The sequence below is a fragment of the Clostridium nigeriense genome (assembly GCF_050585245.1).
GTDB classification, from domain to species: domain Bacteria; phylum Bacillota; class Clostridia; order Clostridiales; family Clostridiaceae; genus Clostridium; species Clostridium nigeriense_A.
This window is the reverse complement of sequence record NZ_JBNOOF010000007.1, coordinates 85972-104998: the sequence shown is the minus strand read 5'-3', so window position 1 is coordinate 104998 and position 19027 is coordinate 85972. Positions and strand designations below refer to the sequence as shown.

The 19027-nt window shown below is 29.4% G+C and carries 16 protein-coding genes and 1 other annotated feature; of the genes, 3 read left to right on the top strand and 13 right to left on the bottom strand.

Annotation, left to right across the window (positions count from 1 at the left end; genetic code table 11):
* Window positions 1-152: 152 nt before the first annotated feature.
* The gene (locus ACQPUY_RS12065) at window positions 153-881 is read left to right on the top strand and encodes a helix-turn-helix domain-containing protein (protein WP_430841484.1); all 729 of its coding nucleotides are present in this window, start codon (window positions 153-155) and stop codon (window positions 879-881) included.
* A 463-nt stretch (window positions 882-1344) separates the two neighbouring features.
* Here ACQPUY_RS12065 and ACQPUY_RS12060 read toward each other — a convergent pair whose 3' ends face one another.
* Window positions 1345-2343, bottom strand: coding sequence for a LacI family DNA-binding transcriptional regulator (locus tag ACQPUY_RS12060; RefSeq protein WP_430841483.1), 999 nt, complete (start codon window positions 2341-2343; stop codon window positions 1345-1347).
* Between the two features lie 174 nt (window positions 2344-2517).
* Window positions 2518-5628, bottom strand: a complete 3111-nt coding sequence (gene ileS / locus ACQPUY_RS12055; protein ID WP_430841482.1) for an isoleucine--tRNA ligase — start codon at window positions 5626-5628, stop codon at window positions 2518-2520.
* A gap of 155 nt (window positions 5629-5783) precedes the next feature.
* Window positions 5784-6033: a binding site (T-box leader), on the bottom strand.
* A 272-nt stretch (window positions 6034-6305) separates the two neighbouring features.
* Here ileS and ACQPUY_RS12050 point away from each other — a divergent pair.
* Window positions 6306-6524, top strand: coding sequence for a (2Fe-2S)-binding protein (locus ACQPUY_RS12050; protein WP_430841481.1), 219 nt, complete (start codon window positions 6306-6308; stop codon window positions 6522-6524).
* Between the two features lie 80 nt (window positions 6525-6604).
* Here the strand turns inward: ACQPUY_RS12050 and ACQPUY_RS12045 are convergent, their stop codons facing one another.
* The 7 genes from ACQPUY_RS12045 to ACQPUY_RS12015 form a co-directional block, all read right to left on the bottom strand.
* The gene (locus tag ACQPUY_RS12045) at window positions 6605-6787 is read right to left on the bottom strand and encodes a hypothetical protein (RefSeq protein WP_430841480.1); all 183 of its coding nucleotides are present in this window, start codon (window positions 6785-6787) and stop codon (window positions 6605-6607) included.
* 140 nt (window positions 6788-6927) lie between these two features.
* The gene (locus ACQPUY_RS12040) at window positions 6928-7281 is read right to left on the bottom strand and encodes a hypothetical protein (RefSeq protein WP_430841479.1); all 354 of its coding nucleotides are present in this window, start codon (window positions 7279-7281) and stop codon (window positions 6928-6930) included.
* Window positions 7282-7303: 22 nt separating this feature from the next.
* Window positions 7304-8269: an ABC transporter ATP-binding protein gene (locus tag ACQPUY_RS12035; RefSeq protein ID WP_430841478.1), complete on the bottom strand. Its 966-nt coding sequence runs from the start codon at window positions 8267-8269 to the stop codon at window positions 7304-7306.
* A complete protein-coding gene (locus ACQPUY_RS12030) occupies window positions 8262-9308 on the bottom strand; it encodes an ABC transporter ATP-binding protein (RefSeq protein WP_430841477.1) in 1047 nt (348 codons plus the stop codon). Before ACQPUY_RS12030 ends, ACQPUY_RS12035 begins: the two co-directional genes overlap by 8 nt.
* Before the next feature lie 14 nt (window positions 9309-9322).
* Window positions 9323-10246: an ABC transporter permease gene (locus ACQPUY_RS12025; RefSeq protein WP_430841476.1), complete on the bottom strand. Its 924-nt coding sequence runs from the start codon at window positions 10244-10246 to the stop codon at window positions 9323-9325.
* A gap of 15 nt (window positions 10247-10261) precedes the next feature.
* Window positions 10262-11215, bottom strand: coding sequence for an ABC transporter permease (locus tag ACQPUY_RS12020; RefSeq protein ID WP_430841475.1), 954 nt, complete (start codon window positions 11213-11215; stop codon window positions 10262-10264).
* 77 nt (window positions 11216-11292) lie between these two features.
* The gene (locus ACQPUY_RS12015) at window positions 11293-13005 is read right to left on the bottom strand and encodes a peptide ABC transporter substrate-binding protein (RefSeq protein ID WP_430841474.1); all 1713 of its coding nucleotides are present in this window, start codon (window positions 13003-13005) and stop codon (window positions 11293-11295) included.
* A gap of 354 nt (window positions 13006-13359) precedes the next feature.
* Between ACQPUY_RS12015 and ACQPUY_RS12010 the strand changes: the two genes are divergently transcribed.
* Window positions 13360-14535, top strand: coding sequence for a class I SAM-dependent rRNA methyltransferase (locus tag ACQPUY_RS12010; protein ID WP_430841473.1), 1176 nt, complete (start codon window positions 13360-13362; stop codon window positions 14533-14535).
* 217 nt (window positions 14536-14752) lie between these two features.
* Here the strand turns inward: ACQPUY_RS12010 and ACQPUY_RS12005 are convergent, their stop codons facing one another.
* The 4 genes from ACQPUY_RS12005 to ACQPUY_RS11990 form a co-directional block, all read right to left on the bottom strand.
* Window positions 14753-15544 (bottom strand): aminoglycoside N(3)-acetyltransferase, encoded by a 792-nt coding sequence (locus ACQPUY_RS12005; RefSeq protein ID WP_430841472.1) that lies wholly within the window; start codon window positions 15542-15544, stop codon window positions 14753-14755.
* Window positions 15545-15712: 168 nt separating this feature from the next.
* On the bottom strand, window positions 15713-16636 hold the full coding sequence (locus ACQPUY_RS12000; protein WP_430841471.1) for a CAP domain-containing protein: 924 nt from the start codon (window positions 16634-16636) through the stop codon (window positions 15713-15715).
* Between the two features lie 640 nt (window positions 16637-17276).
* Window positions 17277-18002 carry a 2-phosphosulfolactate phosphatase family protein gene (locus tag ACQPUY_RS11995; protein WP_430841470.1) on the bottom strand — a complete coding sequence of 242 codons (726 nt, stop codon included), beginning with the start codon at window positions 18000-18002 and terminating at the stop codon, window positions 17277-17279.
* Window positions 18003-18032: 30 nt separating this feature from the next.
* A complete protein-coding gene (locus tag ACQPUY_RS11990; protein ID WP_430841469.1) occupies window positions 18033-18956 on the bottom strand; it encodes a TIGR01212 family radical SAM protein in 924 nt (307 codons plus the stop codon).
* Between the last annotated feature and the right edge of the window lie 71 nt (window positions 18957-19027).

The window sequence follows — 19027 nt, the reverse complement described above, 5'->3', positions numbered from 1 at the left end:
TCTTTCATAATAAATGAGATTGATTATTACTTTCTATTAGATGATATCATACTATATTTTTTTTATTTTAACGATATTTATATTTTTTTTAACAATATTTCGTTATTGATTAAAATCATTATTTTTTCTATAGAGGGGGTTCCTAAACAACTATGACTTCTCCTAATAATTTTGCAGATTTTTTTAATGCTTTTATGTTGCCTACTTCAATTTTAGATCATAATTTCAATACTCTATGTACTTATAAATATGAATTGAATATAAAAAATTCAATTTATACCTCAAAAGCAATTGAAATTCTAAAAACTTATGATTTTGTACCAGGAGTTATTTCTATTGATATATTTATCAATATTAAATATACATCTATACAATTTTATCACTACGATAATAAACCTATGTATATTTTAATTGGACCATATACTATCAAAGATACTAATGAAAATAATACAAATGATATTTTATGTATAAATAAGACGAATCTAGATAATGCCATAAAACTATATACATTCATTATAGAAAATAACTCTTTAATTTATCCTGTTAATAAGGACAAATCGCCTTGTGTTAGTCGCGCTATTGAATATATTGAAAAAAATTACACGAATGAAGTTTCTATAGATATGCTTTGCAAAGAACTAAATATTAACAAATGCTATTTTTGTAATATTTTCAAAAAAGAAACAGGCTATACATTTATTAATTATCTTAACAACTATAAAATAGAAAAAAGTAAAAAATTATTAAAAAACCCAAATCTATCACTACTTGAAATTGCCATCGCTGTAGGCTTTAATAATCAAAGCTATTACAGCACAATATTTAAGAAAATAACATCTAAAACACCTCTTCAATTTAGGGAAAGTATCTTAAAACATTAAAATATAAATATAATACAGGTAATATTATTTATGTAGTATTTTAAAATATTATCTAAATTGATTTTTCCCTAAATTTATACTTATTCAACAACTTATTATACTCTATCACTATTAATTCCTAATAATAGGCCACAGCATATACTTCTATAATTAAGTTGTATATATCTGAACATAAAAAAGAAGCTGTTTATTAAATTTTAATTTAACAGCTCCTCTTTTATTTAACTATGACCTTAACTCACATTTTTCTCAATGATTAGCTACCCATTCTAATCAACATACAACATATATTATTTACACATAGTCAAAATCTGAAAACGTTTAATAATTTGTTAATATTATTATAACATGGTTTTTATTTCCTAACAATATATAATTAAAAAAATTTGTATATTTTAAATTGTTATTTGTATATATAATTAAATAGAAGTGCAAAGATATCTTTACACTTCTAAACTAATTCCTATTTACAACTATCTCTTTCTATTAACTCATAATTAAGAACAAATTGAGATTCATCTAATTCTCTCTTACTTAAAAGCTTAATAAGCATTCTCATTGCTACTGATCCCATATCATAACTCGGTTGCTTTATTGTTGTTATTTTAGGGTAGAAAACAGATGCCATAATATTATCGTTAAATCCTATAACACTTACATCTTCTGGAACTTTTTTACCCTTTTCTCTTAAAGCATTTATAACACCCATAGCAATTTCATCAGATGCACAAACTACTGCATCATATTCTTTATTGCTATTTTCAAAGTATTCTACAGCATCATATCCACTTTTAACTTTTAAGCCTCCAGCATATACTAAACCGTCTTCTACTTTTAGCCCTTTATCCTTTAATGCTTCTTCATAACCTATGTATCTATCTTCCCAAGCATTCATATTGTCTCTTTTTGCACCTGCAAAAGCTATTTTAGATAATCCTTTGCTTAGTAGGTAGTTTGTAACTTCCTTTGAAGCCTTTGTATTATCAATAGTTACGCTAGGTAGACTTTCTTCTTTATCTTTAGTCTCAACTAATACAGTTGTTAGATTTAATTCATTTATTATATCTAAAGTTTCTTCTTGTAGTGATGAACTCATATAAATAACTCCATCAACCATCTTTTCTTTTAATACTCTTAAGTATTCCTTCTCTTTTTCACTGTCGAAGTCTGAATTACATAATATAACATTATAATCATAAATATTAGCAACATCTTCAGCCCCTCTAACTATCTCAGGATAAAATCCACTTGATATATCAGGAACTAAAATTCCTACTGTCTTTGTTCTTTGAGTTTTTAGACTTCTTGCTACAATATTAGGTCTATATCCTAACTTACTAATAGCGTCTAAAACCTTCTTTTTCGTGTCCTCGTTTACAACATCTATGTCATTCAAAACTCTAGAAACAGTTGCAATTGATACCCCAGCCTCTCTAGCAACATCTTTTATAGAAGTAGCCATATAACACATCACTCCATTTTTAAATTTATACTTTTATCTCATTTTAACAATAATTATACTATTTGCAAATAGTTTATACAATATTCAAGACTATTCTTTATAACAACTCACTATAAAATAAGTAAAAAGTTAGAAATTTCATAGAAACTTCTAACTTTTTACTTTAAGATTTTCCTACTTTACTACTCTAACTGTCATATTTAATTTTTCACCATTAATAACAGTTTCAGTATAATCAGCTTCTTCATTTACAGCAATTTCTTGAGTTAATGTTTCTCTCTTTATTACATCTGAATACTTATTAATAACTTTAATTAAAGTATCATTACCTGAAACAAATAATTCTATCTTATCAGCAACTTCAAATCCTTTTTCTTTTCTCATGTTTTGAATTTTTGAAATTACTTCTCTTAATTGTCCTTCTTCTTTTAATTCTTCTGTAATAGTAGTATCAAGAACAACTCCAATTTCACCTTCACCAGCAAAAGCGTATCCTTCTAACCCTTGCATAGTTATAAGTACACTTTCACTATTTAATACTATTTCAGTTCCATCTACAGTAATAGTTTCAGTTCCACCACCTTGTAGCTTTTGAGCTAATTCCATTTGGTTCCTTGAAGCTATTTCTTTTCTTATTCCTGGAATTAACTTGCCGTATTGTCTTCCAAGTACAGGTAGATTAGGCTTAATTTCAAAATTAACATGTTCTGATAAATCAGCACCAAATTCTACTGACTTAATATTAAGCTCATCTTTTATAATATCTCCATAGTAAGCTGGAATAGCATCTGTTGATAATAACATCTTTGAAAGTGGCTGTCTATTCTTAATGTTAGCAGCATTTCTTGCACTTCTTCCAAGCTTAACTATTGTATAAGCTAAATCCATTTCTTTTTCTAATTTTTCATCTATAGCACTTTCATCTACTAATGGCCATTTACATAAATGTACACTTTCTTCTGCAGTTTTATCTAATCCTATTACTAGATTTTGATAAATTTCTTCTGTTACAAAAGGTACAAATGGAGCTGCTACCTTAACTAGAGTAGTTAATACTCTATATAATGTAACATAAGCACCTATCTTATCTTCTGTTAATTCTTCAGACCAATATCTTGCTCTATTTCTTCTTACATACCAGTTAGATAACTCATCTGTAAAATCTTCAATACTTAATGCAGCTTGGGTTATTTGATATGAAGCTAAGTTTTCATCTACTTCTTTTATTAAAGTATTAAGCTTAGACATTATCCATTTATCCATTACATTTTCTGATTTAAAATCTTTATAGTCTAATGGATTGAAATTATCTAATTCTGCATATAACACATAGAATGAATATACATTCCATAAAGTGCTTAAGAATTTTCTTTGTGCTTCTTGTACATCATCAATGGAGAATCTTGTTGGAAGCCATGGTGCACTTGCAGTATAGAAATGCCATCTTGTAGCATCAGCACCTTGTGAATCTAATACATCAAATGGATCTACAACATTTCCCTTTGATTTTGACATCTTTAAACCTTTTTTGTCTAAAACATGACCTAAAACTATACAGTTTTCAAATGGGTTTGTATCAAATATAGCTGTTGAAATAGCTAATAATGTATAGAACCAACCTCTTGTTTGGTCAACTGCTTCTGAAATAAATTGAGCTGGGAAGTTCTTTTCAAATAGCTCTTTATTTTCAAATGGATAGTGTAATTGTGCAAAAGGCATTGATCCTGAATCAAACCAACAATCAATAACTTCAGCAGTTCTAGTCATTTCTTTTCCGCACTTAGAACATCTTAACTTAACTCCATCAATATATGGCTTATGAAGTTCAATATCTTCTGGAACATCAATTCCTTTATCCTTTAATTCAGCTATGCTTCCCACACATTCCTTATGTCCACATTCACATTCCCAAATAGGAAGTGGAGTACCCCAGTATCTATCTCTTGATATACCCCAGTCAATAACATTTTCTAAGAACTTACCAAATCTTCCCGTTCTTATGTTATCTGGATACCAGTTAATTTTATTATTATTTTCTAATAGCTTATCTCTAAGCTTAGTCATTGCAACAAACCAGCTTTCTCTTGGATAATAAAGAAGTGGTGTGTCACATCTCCAACAATGTGGATATGAGTGAGTGTGTTTTTCAGCCTTAAATAGTTTATTTTCTTCTTCTAAATATTTAACTATACTTTCATCACACTTCTTAACGAATTTTCCAGCCCATGGAGTTACCTCTTCAACGAAATTACCACTAGCATCAACTAGATTTATAAAACCTATTCCATTTTGCTTAGCAACTAAATTATCGTCTTCTCCATATGCAGGAGCTATATGAACTATACCTGTACCATCTGATAATGTTACATAGTCACCATGTATAACTTCAAAAGCCTTTCCATCGACTTTACCGAATGGAAGTAATCTTTCATACTTAGTTCCTAGTAATTCTGTTCCTTTAAATTCCTTAACTACTTCATAATCTTCTCCTAATACCTTTGGTGCTAAATCTTTAGCAAGTATTAATATTTCATCTCCAACCTTAGCTTCAATATAATCATAAGCTTTGTTTACACATAAAGCTAAGTTCGATGGTAATGTCCAAGGAGTTGTCGTCCATGCTAATATATATTTATTTTCTTCTCCTTCAATCTTGAACTTAGCTATAGCAGTTAAATCTTTAACATCCTTATAACCTTGTGAAACTTCATGAGAAGAAAGTCCTGTTCCACATCTTGGGCAATATGGCATAACCTTGTGACCTTTATATAAAAGTCCTTTTTCCCACATTTGATTTAATGCCCACCAAACAGATTCTATATATGAGTTATGATATGTAACATAAGGTTGTTCCATATCTACCCAATAACCTATTTGATTAGTCATTTTTTCCCACATGTTTACATAAGTAAATACTGATTCCTTACACTCTTTAACGAACTTTTCTACGCCATAATCTTCAATTTGCTCTTTACCTGAAATTCCAAGTTTCTTTTCTATTTCAAGTTCAACTGGAAGTCCGTGAGTATCCCAACCAGCTTTTCTTATTACTTTATATCCCTTCATAACCTTATATCTTGGGATAATATCCTTCATAACTCTAGTTAATACGTGTCCTACATGCGGTCTTCCATTTGCTGTTGGAGGTCCATCGTAGAATGTAAAATACTCACCATCTTGGTTCATATCAAAGTTCTTTTTAATTACGTTATTTTCCTTCCAAAGGTCTGCTACTTCTTTTTCCATACCTACAAATCCCTTTGGTAATTCAACCTTTTTGTACATATCTAAACTCCCTTCCGTATATTAATTATATTTACAAGTTATCGGCTCTAAGATCATATAGACTTTAACTAAATATATCTTACATTATTAACTATAAGTAACTAATTATTCAGAAATACATCTATATTATCCTTGTAAAATAAAAAAACTCCGTCCAATAGGACGAAGATATTCGCTATACCACCTAAGGTTATAAGTCTCCTATAACTTATAGGAAACCATTATTTTCGAGTACAAACATACTCTATCCCTTAACGCAGGCTAACGTGAAAAACTTAATAAGCTAAATAACCTTTCAGCCTCAAACTCCTAGGTGATTTTCCTTAATTTTCTCTATAGCTTTACACCAACCAGCTACTCTCTTAAAGTATCCAATTAAGTACTTTTCCTAATCTTAGTTTTTAATTTTATAAATTATATAATTATTTTACTACAAACTAAAATAATATAAAAGTCTCTATTTGAGAATATTTTAATAATTTTAAGAAAAAATAGTAATATACCTGATAAATCGAATAAAATTGATACTTAAAATTAATTAATAATTTCTATCAATTAGTATTGACTTTCTATTCCAGTGCTTATATAATATAAGCATAAAGAATAAATATTAAAAATTTATTTTTTATCCCCTTTATTTTCCTTAATCTATTTCTTTATATTAGGAGGAAAGATAAATGGAAAATAACTTAAACGAACAAGTCCTTGATAAGATTACTAAAGTTTGTACTTGCAAGGCAATACCAAGATCCAAAATTAAAGATGCAATCAAAGCCGGAGCTCATACTGTAGAAGAAGTTTCTAAGACAACAGGAGCTTGTACAGGTGGGTGCAGAGGCTACAGATGTACCCCTACAATCCAAAATTTGATTGATAAACATCTGGAAAATAACTAATATAGTTCCCCCAAACTATATTAGCATATAGATTATATCTCCCCTAAAACCACCTGTAATAAAAACAGGTGGTTTTTTTATTAAAATATTCTAATTGATAATCCAAAGTTTTTAAAAACATCTTTTGTAACATTAATATGTTCTACTTCTTTATCTTCACTAATTTCTTTAGTTATACTTTTACAAGCTAATTCGTCTATTTTATCTTCCACAAATTTTCTAATTCTTTGTGGTGTTGGTACAACAATAGCATTAAATATCATATAATATCCTCCAAATTAATTGCTTTATACTATAATTTTATTGTTATTTATATTTTATATTCCCTCAAAATAAATAAAATCCCAAACTCCTTAAAGAATGGGATTTATAGTCAAACCTTAATATAAAATTAATTAGTTTATTATTTAAAACTAATTATAAACCAATCTATAGCTCCTCCATATAAAACAATAATTAAACTAACTACTATTAAAACAATTTTATATGAAAATACATTGTACCTTTTTTTCCATTGATCAATAAATAATAATTCTTTTTCATCTCTTTTCTTTAGTATTAAAAGAGCTCCTAAAATCATTCCTAGTGGTCCAATTATAAGAAATGCGCTTCTTACAACTTGTAATGCTTGTTGCCAATTAAATTTCGATACTAATAATGAAATTATTCCAACCACTAAAATAATTACTAATGATATAAGGCTTCCAACAATAATACACTTAATAAAATCCTTCAATGCTCCAATTAATTTTTTCATATGTTTATCTCCCAAGATCTAATTAATATAAATGACAAGCGACAAAATGCCCCTTTTTAATTTCCTTAAATTCTGGAATTTCTTTTTTACATATCTCCATACATTTACTGCATCTACCTTGGAATTTACATCCCTTAGGTGTATTAATTGGACTTGGAACATCTCCCTCTAACATAATCCTTTGTCTACTTTCTTCTACATCTGGATCTGCTATTGGAATAGCTGACATCAATGCTTCTGTATATGGATGTTTAGGATTATTGAATAATTCATCTGATTCAGCTAATTCAGCCATACTTCCTAAATACATAACTGCAACTCTATCCGAAATATGCTTAACCATAGATAAGTCATGTGCAATAAACAAGTATGTTAAGCCCAATTCCTTTTGTAACTTAATTAACAAATTAGCTATTTGTGCTTGAATTGATACATCTAATGCAGAAATAGGCTCATCACATAAAATGAATTTTGGTTCAACAGCTAAAGCTCTAGCTATACCTATTCTCTGTCTTTGTCCACCGGAGAATTCATGAACGAATCTATTTGCATGTTCCTTGTTTAATCCTACTTGCTCTAATAATTCATAAATCCTTTTATTCTTGTCCTCTTTTGATTTAGCCAATCCATGAATCTCTATTCCTTCTGAAATTATATCAGCAACAGTCATTCTCGGATTTAATGATGCATATGGATCTTGAAATATTATTTGTACCTCTTTATTAAATTGCTTTTTTTCCTTACCTTTAATTCCATCTATTGATTTGCCTTTATAATAAATTTCTCCATCTGTTTTATCATACAATCCAATAACAGTTCTTCCACATGTTGTCTTACCACATCCTGATTCTCCAACTAATCCTAAGGTCTCTCCTTCTTTTATGGCAAATGAAACGTCATCTACTGCTTTTAGAATATCTTTATTTCCAATTTTGAAATACTTTTTTAAGTTTTTTACTTCTAAAATTATATTTTCTTCATTAGCCATTTTTTCTTTCCTCCTTAATATTAGCTAAGATTTCCTCAGGAAGCTCTTCACTATATAACCAACACTTAGCCTTATGTATATCTCCGAATGAATATTCCTTTGGTTCCTCTTCTAAACATATATTCATGCAATATTTACAACGAGCTGCAAATGCACATCCCTTTGGTGGCGCAATTAAATCTGGAGGTGTTCCTTTTATTGTATCTAGTAATTGCTTACCCTTCCATCCTAATCTAGGAACCGAATTTAATAGTGCCCAAGTATATGGATGTTTAGGGTCATAGAATATTTCTCTCTTTTCACCTTTTTCTATAATTTGTCCTGCATACATTACTGCAATTTTATCTGCCATCCCTGCAACTACTCCAAAATCGTGAGTAATTAATATTACTGCTGTATTCAGCCTATCCTTTAATTCATTGATAAGCTCAAGTATTTGTGCTTGAATTGTAACATCAAGTGCTGTAGTAGGCTCGTCCGCAATTAAAATTTTAGGATCACAAGCAACTGCTATAGCAATCATAGCTCTTTGTCTCATTCCACCTGAAAATTCATGTGGATATTGATCTATTCTCTTTTCAGCATTTGGAATTCCTACAGATTCTAATATTTTTATAGCTTCTTCCCTTGCAGACTTTTTATCCATATTTCTATGAGCGACTAAGTTTTCAACTATTTGATTACCAACCTTCATAGTTGGATTAAGAGATGTTAATGCATCTTGGAATATCATTGCACATTCCCCACCTCTAAATTCTCTAATTCGCTTCTTATCATAAGATAATATATCTTCTCCATTATAAAGTATCTTACTTTCCTTTTTAATCTCGCCCTGTGGTGCTTGTATTAATGCCATAATTGCTCTAGCTGTAACACTTTTTCCACATCCTGATTCTCCTACTATAGCTAATACTTCACCTCTATCAACATCAAAAGATACTCCTCTAACGGATTGAACTTCCCCTGCATAAGTATGATAAGATACTTTCAGATCTTTTACATCTAGAATTGATTCATTTTTATTTACTAACTTCTCCATACCTTATATACCTCCTATTGTCTTAATTTTGGATCTAGAGCATCTCTTAAGCCATCGCCTAAAATGTTGAATGATAATATTAATAAACATAAAATTATAGTAGGGAATAATAATTGATAAGGATAAAATGCCATAGCTTGTTGTCCAGCTGATAATAATGATCCTAAACTAAATGCTGGAATATTTAATCCCAATCCTAAGAATGATAATGTTGTTTCCGAAACTATTACACTTGGAATTGTTGATGCAACGTCTAATATTATTAATCCAATTGTATTTGGTAATAAATGCTTCAATATTATCCTCATTGGAGATGCTCCTAGAGCCTCAGCTGCTAAGACATACTCACTTTCTCTTAATTGAAGAATTTGTCCTCTTATCATTCTTGCTGTACCTGTCCATGCAGTTAAGCATAAAGCTAACATTAATTGAAAATATCCGTTTCCTAAAACAACTAAAATTAATAAAGTTATTATTAAATATGGAATACTATTTAATACTTCAACAATTCTCATCATTACTTCGTCTACTATTCCGCCCATATATGCAGCTATGCCTCCATATAAGCAACCAATTACTATATCTATTACAGTAGCAATAATAGCTACACTTATTGATATTCTTGTTCCTATCCAAACTCTAGTAAATAAGTCTCTTCCCATAGCATCAGTTCCCCACCAAAATTCACTATTTGGCGATAAATTTTTCTTTGTTGTTACAACTGTTTCATAATCCATATTTCTAATAATTGGTGCAAATATTGCCATCAATATAAGTGCAATTAACACAAATAAGGCTCCCATAGCAACAGGGTTCTTTTTAAGTCTTCTCCAAGCATCTTGCCAATAACTAATATTAGGCCTAACTACTAAATCACTCTCTAATGTAGATGAATCTACAAATTCAAATCTTTTATCTTTTACCTTTAATTTTTTCATAAAGTCCACCTCTAACTACTTAACTAATCTTATACGCGGATCTACAACTGTATAAAGTATATCTGTTATAAATATTGCTATAAGATAAATTAATGCATACAGTAATGTTAATCCCATAAGTATTGGAATATCTCTATCGTTTGCTGCTTGAATAAAATATTGTCCTGCCCCTGGAATAGCAAAAACTCTCTCTATAAAGAAAGAACCAGAAATTACTCCTGATATTGCTACTGGTAATACTGTAATTATTGGAATAAATGAATTTCTAAGAACATGTTTTCTAACTATAGCTGATTCTGACAATCCCTTTGATCTTGCTGTAAGTGTATAATCTTGATTTATACTATCCAACATACTAGTTTTCATTAATCTTGCATAATATGATAAATATGCACCTGCTCCTGCTATTGTTGGTAAAATAGTATACTTCCATCCCCCAAACCAAAGATCAGCTCCCTTTGGCCAACCTATTATAGGAAGATTTAATATGGCTCCCTTTGCTAAATATTTTTGTAGTAATAAGGATAATACTAGAGATGGTACTGAGGCAAGTAGCATTACTCCCACCAGAATCACATAATCAATAGTCTTCCCTCTGTTCATTGCAGCAACAATACCTAAAATAATACCTAATGATACACCTACTACTATTTGTTGTATTCCAAGTCTTGATGATACTGGCATCTTATTTTTAACTATACTTGAGACTGTATCTCCTGCATGTACTAAAGACTCACCAAATTCACCTTTTAAAATATAGTTCTTCAAAGTAATAAAATATCTTTCAACAACAGGCTTATCATAACCATATTTAGCTATAACAATTTGTTTTGTTTGTTCTGGAAGCTTTTGAATTTTTTTATCAATCGCAGTTCCTGGAATTGCAGCTAAAAGAAAAAATGTTGCTGTTCCAATTAAATAAAGTGTAATAACCATTTCAACAAATCTTCTCACAATGTACTTTGCCATATACTTCTCTCCTTTATATTTAATTAATGCACATCAACATTAGTCGATGTGCATTAACATACAAATAATTAGCTTAATTAATTTTTCCCTTGTATATATGCATGTTTAAATTCATAAACTGAACCAAATGAAGGGAATTGCATATCTTTAACATAGTTTTGATAGAATGAATATTTATCAGTATAATAAACTGGTGAAATAACAGCATCTTCTTCTACTAATTTATTTTCTAATTTTTTATAAATTTCTGTTACCTTATCTTCGTCTGTTTCTTTTGCTACAGATGCTAATAATGCATCATATTCAGCACTAGCATATCCAGTATGGTTATTTCCACCATTTGATACCCATATGTCTAAGAAAGTCATTGGATCATTATAATCTGCTGACCATCCAGTCATTGTAAAATCATACTCTTGCTTGTCCATTAGATTTAAATAAACTCCCCAGTCACCTTGAGTTTCAACATTAATTTTTATTCCTAAGTTTCCATTGATTTGTTGAGCTAACCATTCAGCTCTTTGTTTTGCTAACTCTGAATCTCCTTGAGCTAAATATGTTAATTCATATTGACTTAAGTCATCTGTTTGAAGTCCTAATTCAGTTAAACCTTCTTTAAATAGTTCTTGAAGTTTTTCTTTATTATTTACATAAGTTTTAGCATCATCTGCTAATGGTCCTTCTACTTTATCTCTATATTTTTCGTCTCCAGAATTTATAGCAGTTGGTATTAATCCATAAGCTGATTCATATCTACCAACTAAATCCTTAGTATAAACATCTCTATCTAATGCTAAGCCAATAGCTTTTCTTATTTTAGCATTCTTTAATATTCCATTTGATGTTTCACTATCTTGATTAAAGTATAAATAGAATACTCCTGGATCTTCCCCTGTAAGTTCTTGGAACTCACCAGCCTTTGCTTGCTCTGTCCATTTTTCAAGATAATCTGTTTGAGCTCCTGATATATCTAATTCTTGAGCTTCAAATAATTGAGCTTGAGTAGCAAACTCTTTAATATTTGTCATATTAATTGTTTGAAGATGTACATTATCTGCATCCCAATAAGTATCATTTTTTACTAATACCATTGAGTTACCATTATCCCAACTTTCTATCTTAAATGGTCCATTATATACTCTATCTGTAATATTACTAGCGTATTGATCACCTAATTTTTCTATAATATCTAATCTAATTGGGTGGAATACTGTATAAGATACTTTTGATACAAAGTAAGGTACTGGATTCTTTAATGTAAATTCTAAAGTGTATTCGTCAATAGCTTTTACTCCTACAGCATCAGCTGAACCTGAACCTGTATTGTATTCTTCTGCTCCTTCAATATCATAAGCTAAGAAAGAATAAGCAAATCCATTGTCTGGATCTAATATTCTCATAAATGAATCAACATAATTTTGAGCTACTACTGGTTCCCCATCTGACCAATCCATTTTTCTTAAATGGAATGTCCATGTTAATCCATCTTCTGATGTTTCCCAACTTTCTGCACCAGCTGGTACTATCTCATCGCCACTTCCATCATTTTCAATTCTTACTAATCCTTCTTCTACTGCATTAAGAATAGTAGAACTTTGGTTATCTGTAGTATCATTTGCATCTAAAGTAGCTACATTAAAATAAATAGTGTTTAACACTTGTTCACTATCCATTTGTACACTGCTAGATCCTCCATTTCCTGAATCATCATTTCCCTTACTTCCACAACCTGCAAGTAGCATCATGCAGCTTAAGCCCATTGCTAGTAAAGATATAAATTTCTTTTTCATAATTTTCCCCCTTTTTATTATTCGTAACAATAATGTAGTTAATATATTCACCCCTTATTTTCCCAAAACATATATATACTTTAATATAATCTAATAGCATAAATGGTTAAATATATCCATCGTTACATTTTATTACATTTGCTTTATTGATAACATTATATCATTTATTTTATTAAAGTCAATTTATTTATAGGTTATTTTTTAACAATTTACTTAAATTTTATATTTTATTTTTTATTTTTATATATAAGATATAACTGATATGCTTATTATTTTATATTGATTAACTTTAATATTGATTTTCTTATAGGTATGATATAATCTTATAAGATTAGTTTTGGAAGGAGATAAAGCATGACAAGTAAGTTTTATTTACATAAAGGTAAAAATAAAAAAGCAGAACAAGGTAGACCTTGGATATATATTGATGAAATAAATGAATATGATGGAGAATATGAAAATGGTGATATAGTTGAAGTCTATAATCATAAAAATTACTTTCTAGGAAAAGGATATATAAATGACAGAAGTAAAATAACTATCAGAATTATGACCAGAGATATAGATGAAGAAATTGATTATAATTTCTTTAAAAGAAGATTTGAAGCAGCTTATGAATATAGAAAAACAGTTATTGATACTTCATCATGTAGACTTATTTTCGGTGAAGCTGACTTTCTACCTGGCCTTACAGTTGATAAATTTGAAGATTATTATGTAATTCAAATATCAACCTTAGGAATGGATAAGTATAGAGATATAATAGTTAAAGTATTAGTTAATGAATTTAATGCTAAAGGTATTTACGAAAGAAGTGATATTAAGACTAGAGAAATTGAAGGTCTTGAACAAACTAAGGGATTCTTAACTGAACCTTTTGATACTAATATAGAAATAATTGAAAACGGAGTTAAATACATAGTTGATCTAGAAAATGGTCAAAAAACAGGATTCTTCTTAGACCAAAAAGAAAATAGAGCAGCAATGCATAGAATTTGCAAAGATAAAGATGTATTAGATTGCTTCACACATACAGGATCCTTTGCTTTAAATGCAGGAATCGCAGGAGCAAAATCTGTTTTAGGTATTGATGTATCTCAACATGCTATTGATTGTGCTAGAAGAAATGCAGAACTTAATAACCTACAAGATACAGTTAAATTCGAATGTCATAATGCCTTTGATGTTCTTGGAGATTGGTCAAGAGAAGGAAAACAATTCGATGTTGTAATTCTAGACCCACCTGCATTTACTAAATCAAGAAATACAATAAAATCTGCTATTAGAGGATATAAAGAAATAAATCTTAGAGGTTTAAAAATGGTTAAACCAGGTGGTTACTTTGCAACTTGCTCTTGCTCTCACTATATGAGTGAAGAACAATTAAAAAAGACAGTTCAAGAAGCAGCTCATGATGCTAGAAGGACTTTAAGACAAGTAGAAATAAGAACTCAAAGTGCTGACCATCCAATCTTATGGAACTCTGATGAGTCTTACTATCTAAAGTTCTTTATATTCCAAGTTGTTTAAAAAATAGTTGAAATATCATATCTTGGTTCCATCGTAAACTCCAATTCATCCCTCTATGATATTTTAACTATCTCTAAAAAATGGTTGGAATTAAGCAAAGCTTAATTCCTATTTTTTCTTATTCCATAGCTTTGCTCCAAGTCATCGCAAACTTATATATATCCACACCCTCATTAATATTATCCACATTATTTTCCCCTTAATGTTAGTAATCTATTTATATTCTATTCTTTTCAATCCATTTAACAGCAAAATCTACAATATCACGTTGTCTCATAAATCTTACATTTGCATTTCCGATTTTTATCTTTTTAACTTCATAATTTTGCTCAAATTCATTACCTATATCTATAAAATCTTCACCATCAACATATAATGTTGAATAAGTAATCCGCTCACGCTTTCCATCTTTTAATACTGCACAACTATTTTCTTCTATGTGCTTTGATGGATAATTTGCTCTTTCATCTGCAAGATGTATAGATGTATTTTTATCATATCCAGTTCCTAATAATAATACATATCCGTCCAAATCATATAGCTTTGCAACTGGAGAAGTTTCACCAAAAATATCACTTAAACTATGGTTATTTACTAAATAATTTGCATTTTTTCCCCATGCAGCAAAGGATCTTACTGGATGATTACTTCTTATAGTCCCTGGCCATCTTCTAAACATTTCTGCTACAGCTCCCATTGAATTCGTTGGGGTAATTTCTTTATTGTAGGCTGGCCAATTATTCCCAATAATATCCCACCATTCTTTTGGTTCTTCCCAATGAACTCCATAAGATGGATCTAGATTCTTCCATGTCTGTGTTGGCATCATAATTGTTCCATCTTCTCCTACAGACTCTATCAATGCTTCAATTATAATCTGCGGTCCACCACAAATAAATCCAAAACTCTTCATTGAAGTATGCACAATTATATTATGTCCATTTTTAACACCTATTTTTTTTAACGCATTTAATACATCTTGTTTTATTACTATTCTCCTATTGTCCATATACCTTCCCCTATAAATTACTTATTTTAATTCTTCTCATAAATCCCTATAACTAATTAAATAAATCACTTTTCCATATGTTATCACTAAGTTAATCTATTGTAAATAATTGTATATAAAAAGAAATCCAGCCAAAAAGCTGGATTTCAATCAAAAGTTTAAATTTTATTATCTATAGAATTCTTGTGTAGCATAATAGGTATTTCCTATCTTATACACACCTATTCCTATACTACTAAAGTTTGTTGATAATATATTTGCTCTATGTCCTGATGAATTCATCCAGTTGTCCATAAATTTAGTTGCTAGAGCACTATTATCATTCATTCCTTGAATATATGCAATATTTTCTCCCCATGCTCTATAGGACACCCCATCAGCCTTCATTTGAACTGTTATTAGATTTCCTTGTTGGTCTTCATGTGAGAAATATCCATTATCGCCCATATCCTTAGACTTAATTCTAGCATAGTGCTCCATAGTGGTGTTATAACTTAAAGCTGGAAGCCCTGCTGCTGTTCTTTCTTGATTAACTCTTTGGAATATAGCTTGTTCGATTTCAGCTATATAATTACTATCTGAAACTGTAGGCTGATCACTTGGAGTTTCAGATGGTGTATTAGTATCCTGTGATGGTGTATCACTCGGAGTATTAGTATCAGTCGACGGCTTATTGTATGACGGCCTATTGCATGAAGGCTTATTATTTGACGGTCTATATTTTGATACTCCTTCCACTCCACTTTCTACTTCTTCAGCAGAATCATCTGATTCACTATTTGAGCTAACAACATTATCATTATTTAAACTTATATTATCATTATTTAAACTTATATTATCATCGTTAATTACAACTTCATTATTTGCAGCTTCTTTACTTGAATCAACTTCCTTATTAATTACATCATTATCAGTGTCAGCATCATTGCCTTCTACTACGCCTGCTTCATTTAATGCTACTTCTTTATTTTCAGTCTTTACTATATTATCTTTAGGAATTTCTCCATTAGAACTTAGTAAAACACCTCCTGCACCTAATGTAGCCACCAATCCTATTGATGATATTACCATAATTAATTTTGATTTAATCATTTGTAAATCCCCCTTCAGATTTAATGTTTCGTGTCCCACTTATAGTAACATAAGAACTGCATGTCCCAAATATGAGTTAGTTTCTAATTATTGAAAATATTCTAACTATAGTTATTTATTATGTTTTTTCCTCATTTTTTCCAATCAAAATCCACATTATTTTTCTGATAAGATTTTTATAAATCAAAATTTAGTCCTAATTAGCACCATTATCAAAATAAGATGGCTTTATTTTAAATAATAAACCCACCTTATTTTGCCTAATGTATTCAATTTAACCATATTTTTACCATGGTAATACTACCAAATATTTTCTGGTATATTTTCTGGTATATTTTATTGTTCTATTGTAAAATTCCAACTTTCTTTTTGAAATACATATAATTCATTATGTTTATTCTTATATTTATATAAAAAATGAAAGATGGCTAAAATATCTATTAGCCATCTTTTACTGAAATAAATTCTATAATATAGGAGTTTAATTATATATATTTATATAGTATATTATTAGAAGTGTGGAGCTTTTAATAATATATTTAGTTACTTAATTGATATTGATTATCAATCTAATATTATAATATATCTTTTCATATTCATTGTCAACTAAAAATTTCAAATAATTGAAATTTATTATCAACTATCTATATTTAATACTTTTTGTACTCTTTTCTACCTTAGGCACTATATCTATAATATCCTTTTCACAACAGTATTCTAAATCTTTCATTAAATTTAGGCTTTTTAAAATACTAAAATGTCTAGCATCTTTTATATAGTCAATTAGGTTTGTATTATTTTCATAAATATATTTTGCTGTCTTTGCTATATCAGAAAGCTCATGATTATCTTTTTCACATAAAAGACTTATCATGTAGCCTGAACAAATGAAATCATCCATAGAAAATTCTCCATTTGTTCCTGCATTAATAAAGACTACATCCTTATTAAGTTTCTTCAACTCTTCTGTAACTGCTTTAGCATTTATTATAGCTCCTATTAGTATTTCCTTTGCCTTTAAACTTAAATTAATTGCTCTTGTGCCATTTGTGGTACTTAAAATTACAGTTTTTCCTTCAACCTTTTCTAAAGTATATTCTAGAGGTGAATTTGAAAAATCAAAGCCCTCTATTTTTAAGGCCTTTCTTTCTCCACCAAGTAAAACTTCTTTCTCATCTCTTAAAAGTTCTTCTTTCTTATTGAAGGCTTCTTCTACAGTAAGTATAGGAAATACTTCTTTTGCCTTATTTGCTAATGCAGTTATTATTACAGATGTAGCTCTTAACATATCTATAACAACTACTATCTTATCTTCTAAATACTCTTCTTTTATGTTATCAGCAGATATAATTACATCTAATTTCATATAAATTCCCCCAATGTTATAAATTTATATCTATTTAAAATCTTTTCCTTGCCATATATCATTATCTTCTAATGCTTTATCTATAGCATTTAAGACTTCCCACTTCTTCAAACTCCACATTGGACCTATTAATAAATCTCTAGGAGCATCTCCTGTAAGCCTATGAACTACCATATCTTCTGGTATTCTAGCCACTCCCCTACATACTAGGTCTATATATTGCTCTTGAGTTAATAATTTTAGCTCTCCACTTTCGTATTGTTCTACCATCTTAGTTCCCTTCATTAAATGAAGTAAATGAAACTTTATTCCCTTAGCACCTGAATGAGCTATGTAATCAACAGTTTTTAACATATCTTCTTCAGTTTCTCCTGGTAATCCAAAGATAGTGTGAGCAACTACTTCAATATTTCTTTCTAATAATCTTTTTAATGTATTATCAAAAACTTCAAAGTCATATCCCCTATTAAAATTTCTTGCAGTTTCATCATTTATAGTTTGTAATCCAAGTTCCACTATTAAATATGTCTTTTCATTTAATTCAGTTAAGAAATCTAAAACATCATCATCTATGCAATCTGGTCTTGTCGCTATAGATATGGCAACTACATTTTCTTGTTTTAACGCTTCTTCATATTTACTCCTAAGCTCTTCTACTGGAGCATAAGTATTTGTATAAGCTTGGAAATAAGCGATTAGCTTTCCATTCTTCCACTTTTTCTCCATCATATCTTTTCTATCTTCAAATTGCTTAGTTATTGATAAGATTCTACTACCTGCAAAGTCCCCTGATCCTCTTGCACTACAAAAAGTACAGCCTCCCTTAGCAACTTTTCCATCCCTATTTGGACAAGTAAAACCTCCATCTAAAGATATTTTATACACCTTCTCATTAAACTTATTTCTAAGATAATAATTCAAACTATGATATCTTTTATCATTCCATCTTTTCATAAATTCCTCCAAAAAATAAAAGTACCACTTTCTTTTATTTAAGTTGTACTTTTATTCTACTACAATATTTT

Bases quoted from the DNA above. Each gene is read 5' to 3' on its own strand.
- ACQPUY_RS12065 (WP_430841484.1), top strand. From the start codon at position 153: ATGACTTCTCCTAATAATTTTGCAGATTTTTTTAATGCTTTTATGTTG.
- ACQPUY_RS12060 (WP_430841483.1), bottom strand. From the start codon at position 2,343: ATGGCTACTTCTATAAAAGATGTTGCTAGAGAGGCTGGGGTATCAATT.
- ileS (WP_430841482.1), bottom strand. From the start codon at position 5,628: ATGTACAAAAAGGTTGAATTACCAAAGGGATTTGTAGGTATGGAAAAA.
- ACQPUY_RS12050 (WP_430841481.1), top strand. From the start codon at position 6,306: ATGGAAAATAACTTAAACGAACAAGTCCTTGATAAGATTACTAAAGTT.
- ACQPUY_RS12045 (WP_430841480.1), bottom strand. From the start codon at position 6,787: ATGATATTTAATGCTATTGTTGTACCAACACCACAAAGAATTAGAAAA.
- ACQPUY_RS12040 (WP_430841479.1), bottom strand. From the start codon at position 7,281: ATGAAAAAATTAATTGGAGCATTGAAGGATTTTATTAAGTGTATTATT.
- ACQPUY_RS12035 (WP_430841478.1), bottom strand. From the start codon at position 8,269: ATGGCTAATGAAGAAAATATAATTTTAGAAGTAAAAAACTTAAAAAAG.
- ACQPUY_RS12030 (WP_430841477.1), bottom strand. From the start codon at position 9,308: ATGGAGAAGTTAGTAAATAAAAATGAATCAATTCTAGATGTAAAAGAT.
- ACQPUY_RS12025 (WP_430841476.1), bottom strand. From the start codon at position 10,246: ATGAAAAAATTAAAGGTAAAAGATAAAAGATTTGAATTTGTAGATTCA.
- ACQPUY_RS12020 (WP_430841475.1), bottom strand. From the start codon at position 11,215: ATGGCAAAGTACATTGTGAGAAGATTTGTTGAAATGGTTATTACACTT.
- ACQPUY_RS12015 (WP_430841474.1), bottom strand. From the start codon at position 13,005: ATGAAAAAGAAATTTATATCTTTACTAGCAATGGGCTTAAGCTGCATG.
- ACQPUY_RS12010 (WP_430841473.1), top strand. From the start codon at position 13,360: ATGACAAGTAAGTTTTATTTACATAAAGGTAAAAATAAAAAAGCAGAA.
- ACQPUY_RS12005 (WP_430841472.1), bottom strand. From the start codon at position 15,544: ATGGACAATAGGAGAATAGTAATAAAACAAGATGTATTAAATGCGTTA.
- ACQPUY_RS12000 (WP_430841471.1), bottom strand. From the start codon at position 16,636: ATGATTAAATCAAAATTAATTATGGTAATATCATCAATAGGATTGGTG.
- ACQPUY_RS11995 (WP_430841470.1), bottom strand. From the start codon at position 18,002: ATGAAATTAGATGTAATTATATCTGCTGATAACATAAAAGAAGAGTAT.
- ACQPUY_RS11990 (WP_430841469.1), bottom strand. From the start codon at position 18,956: ATGAAAAGATGGAATGATAAAAGATATCATAGTTTGAATTATTATCTT.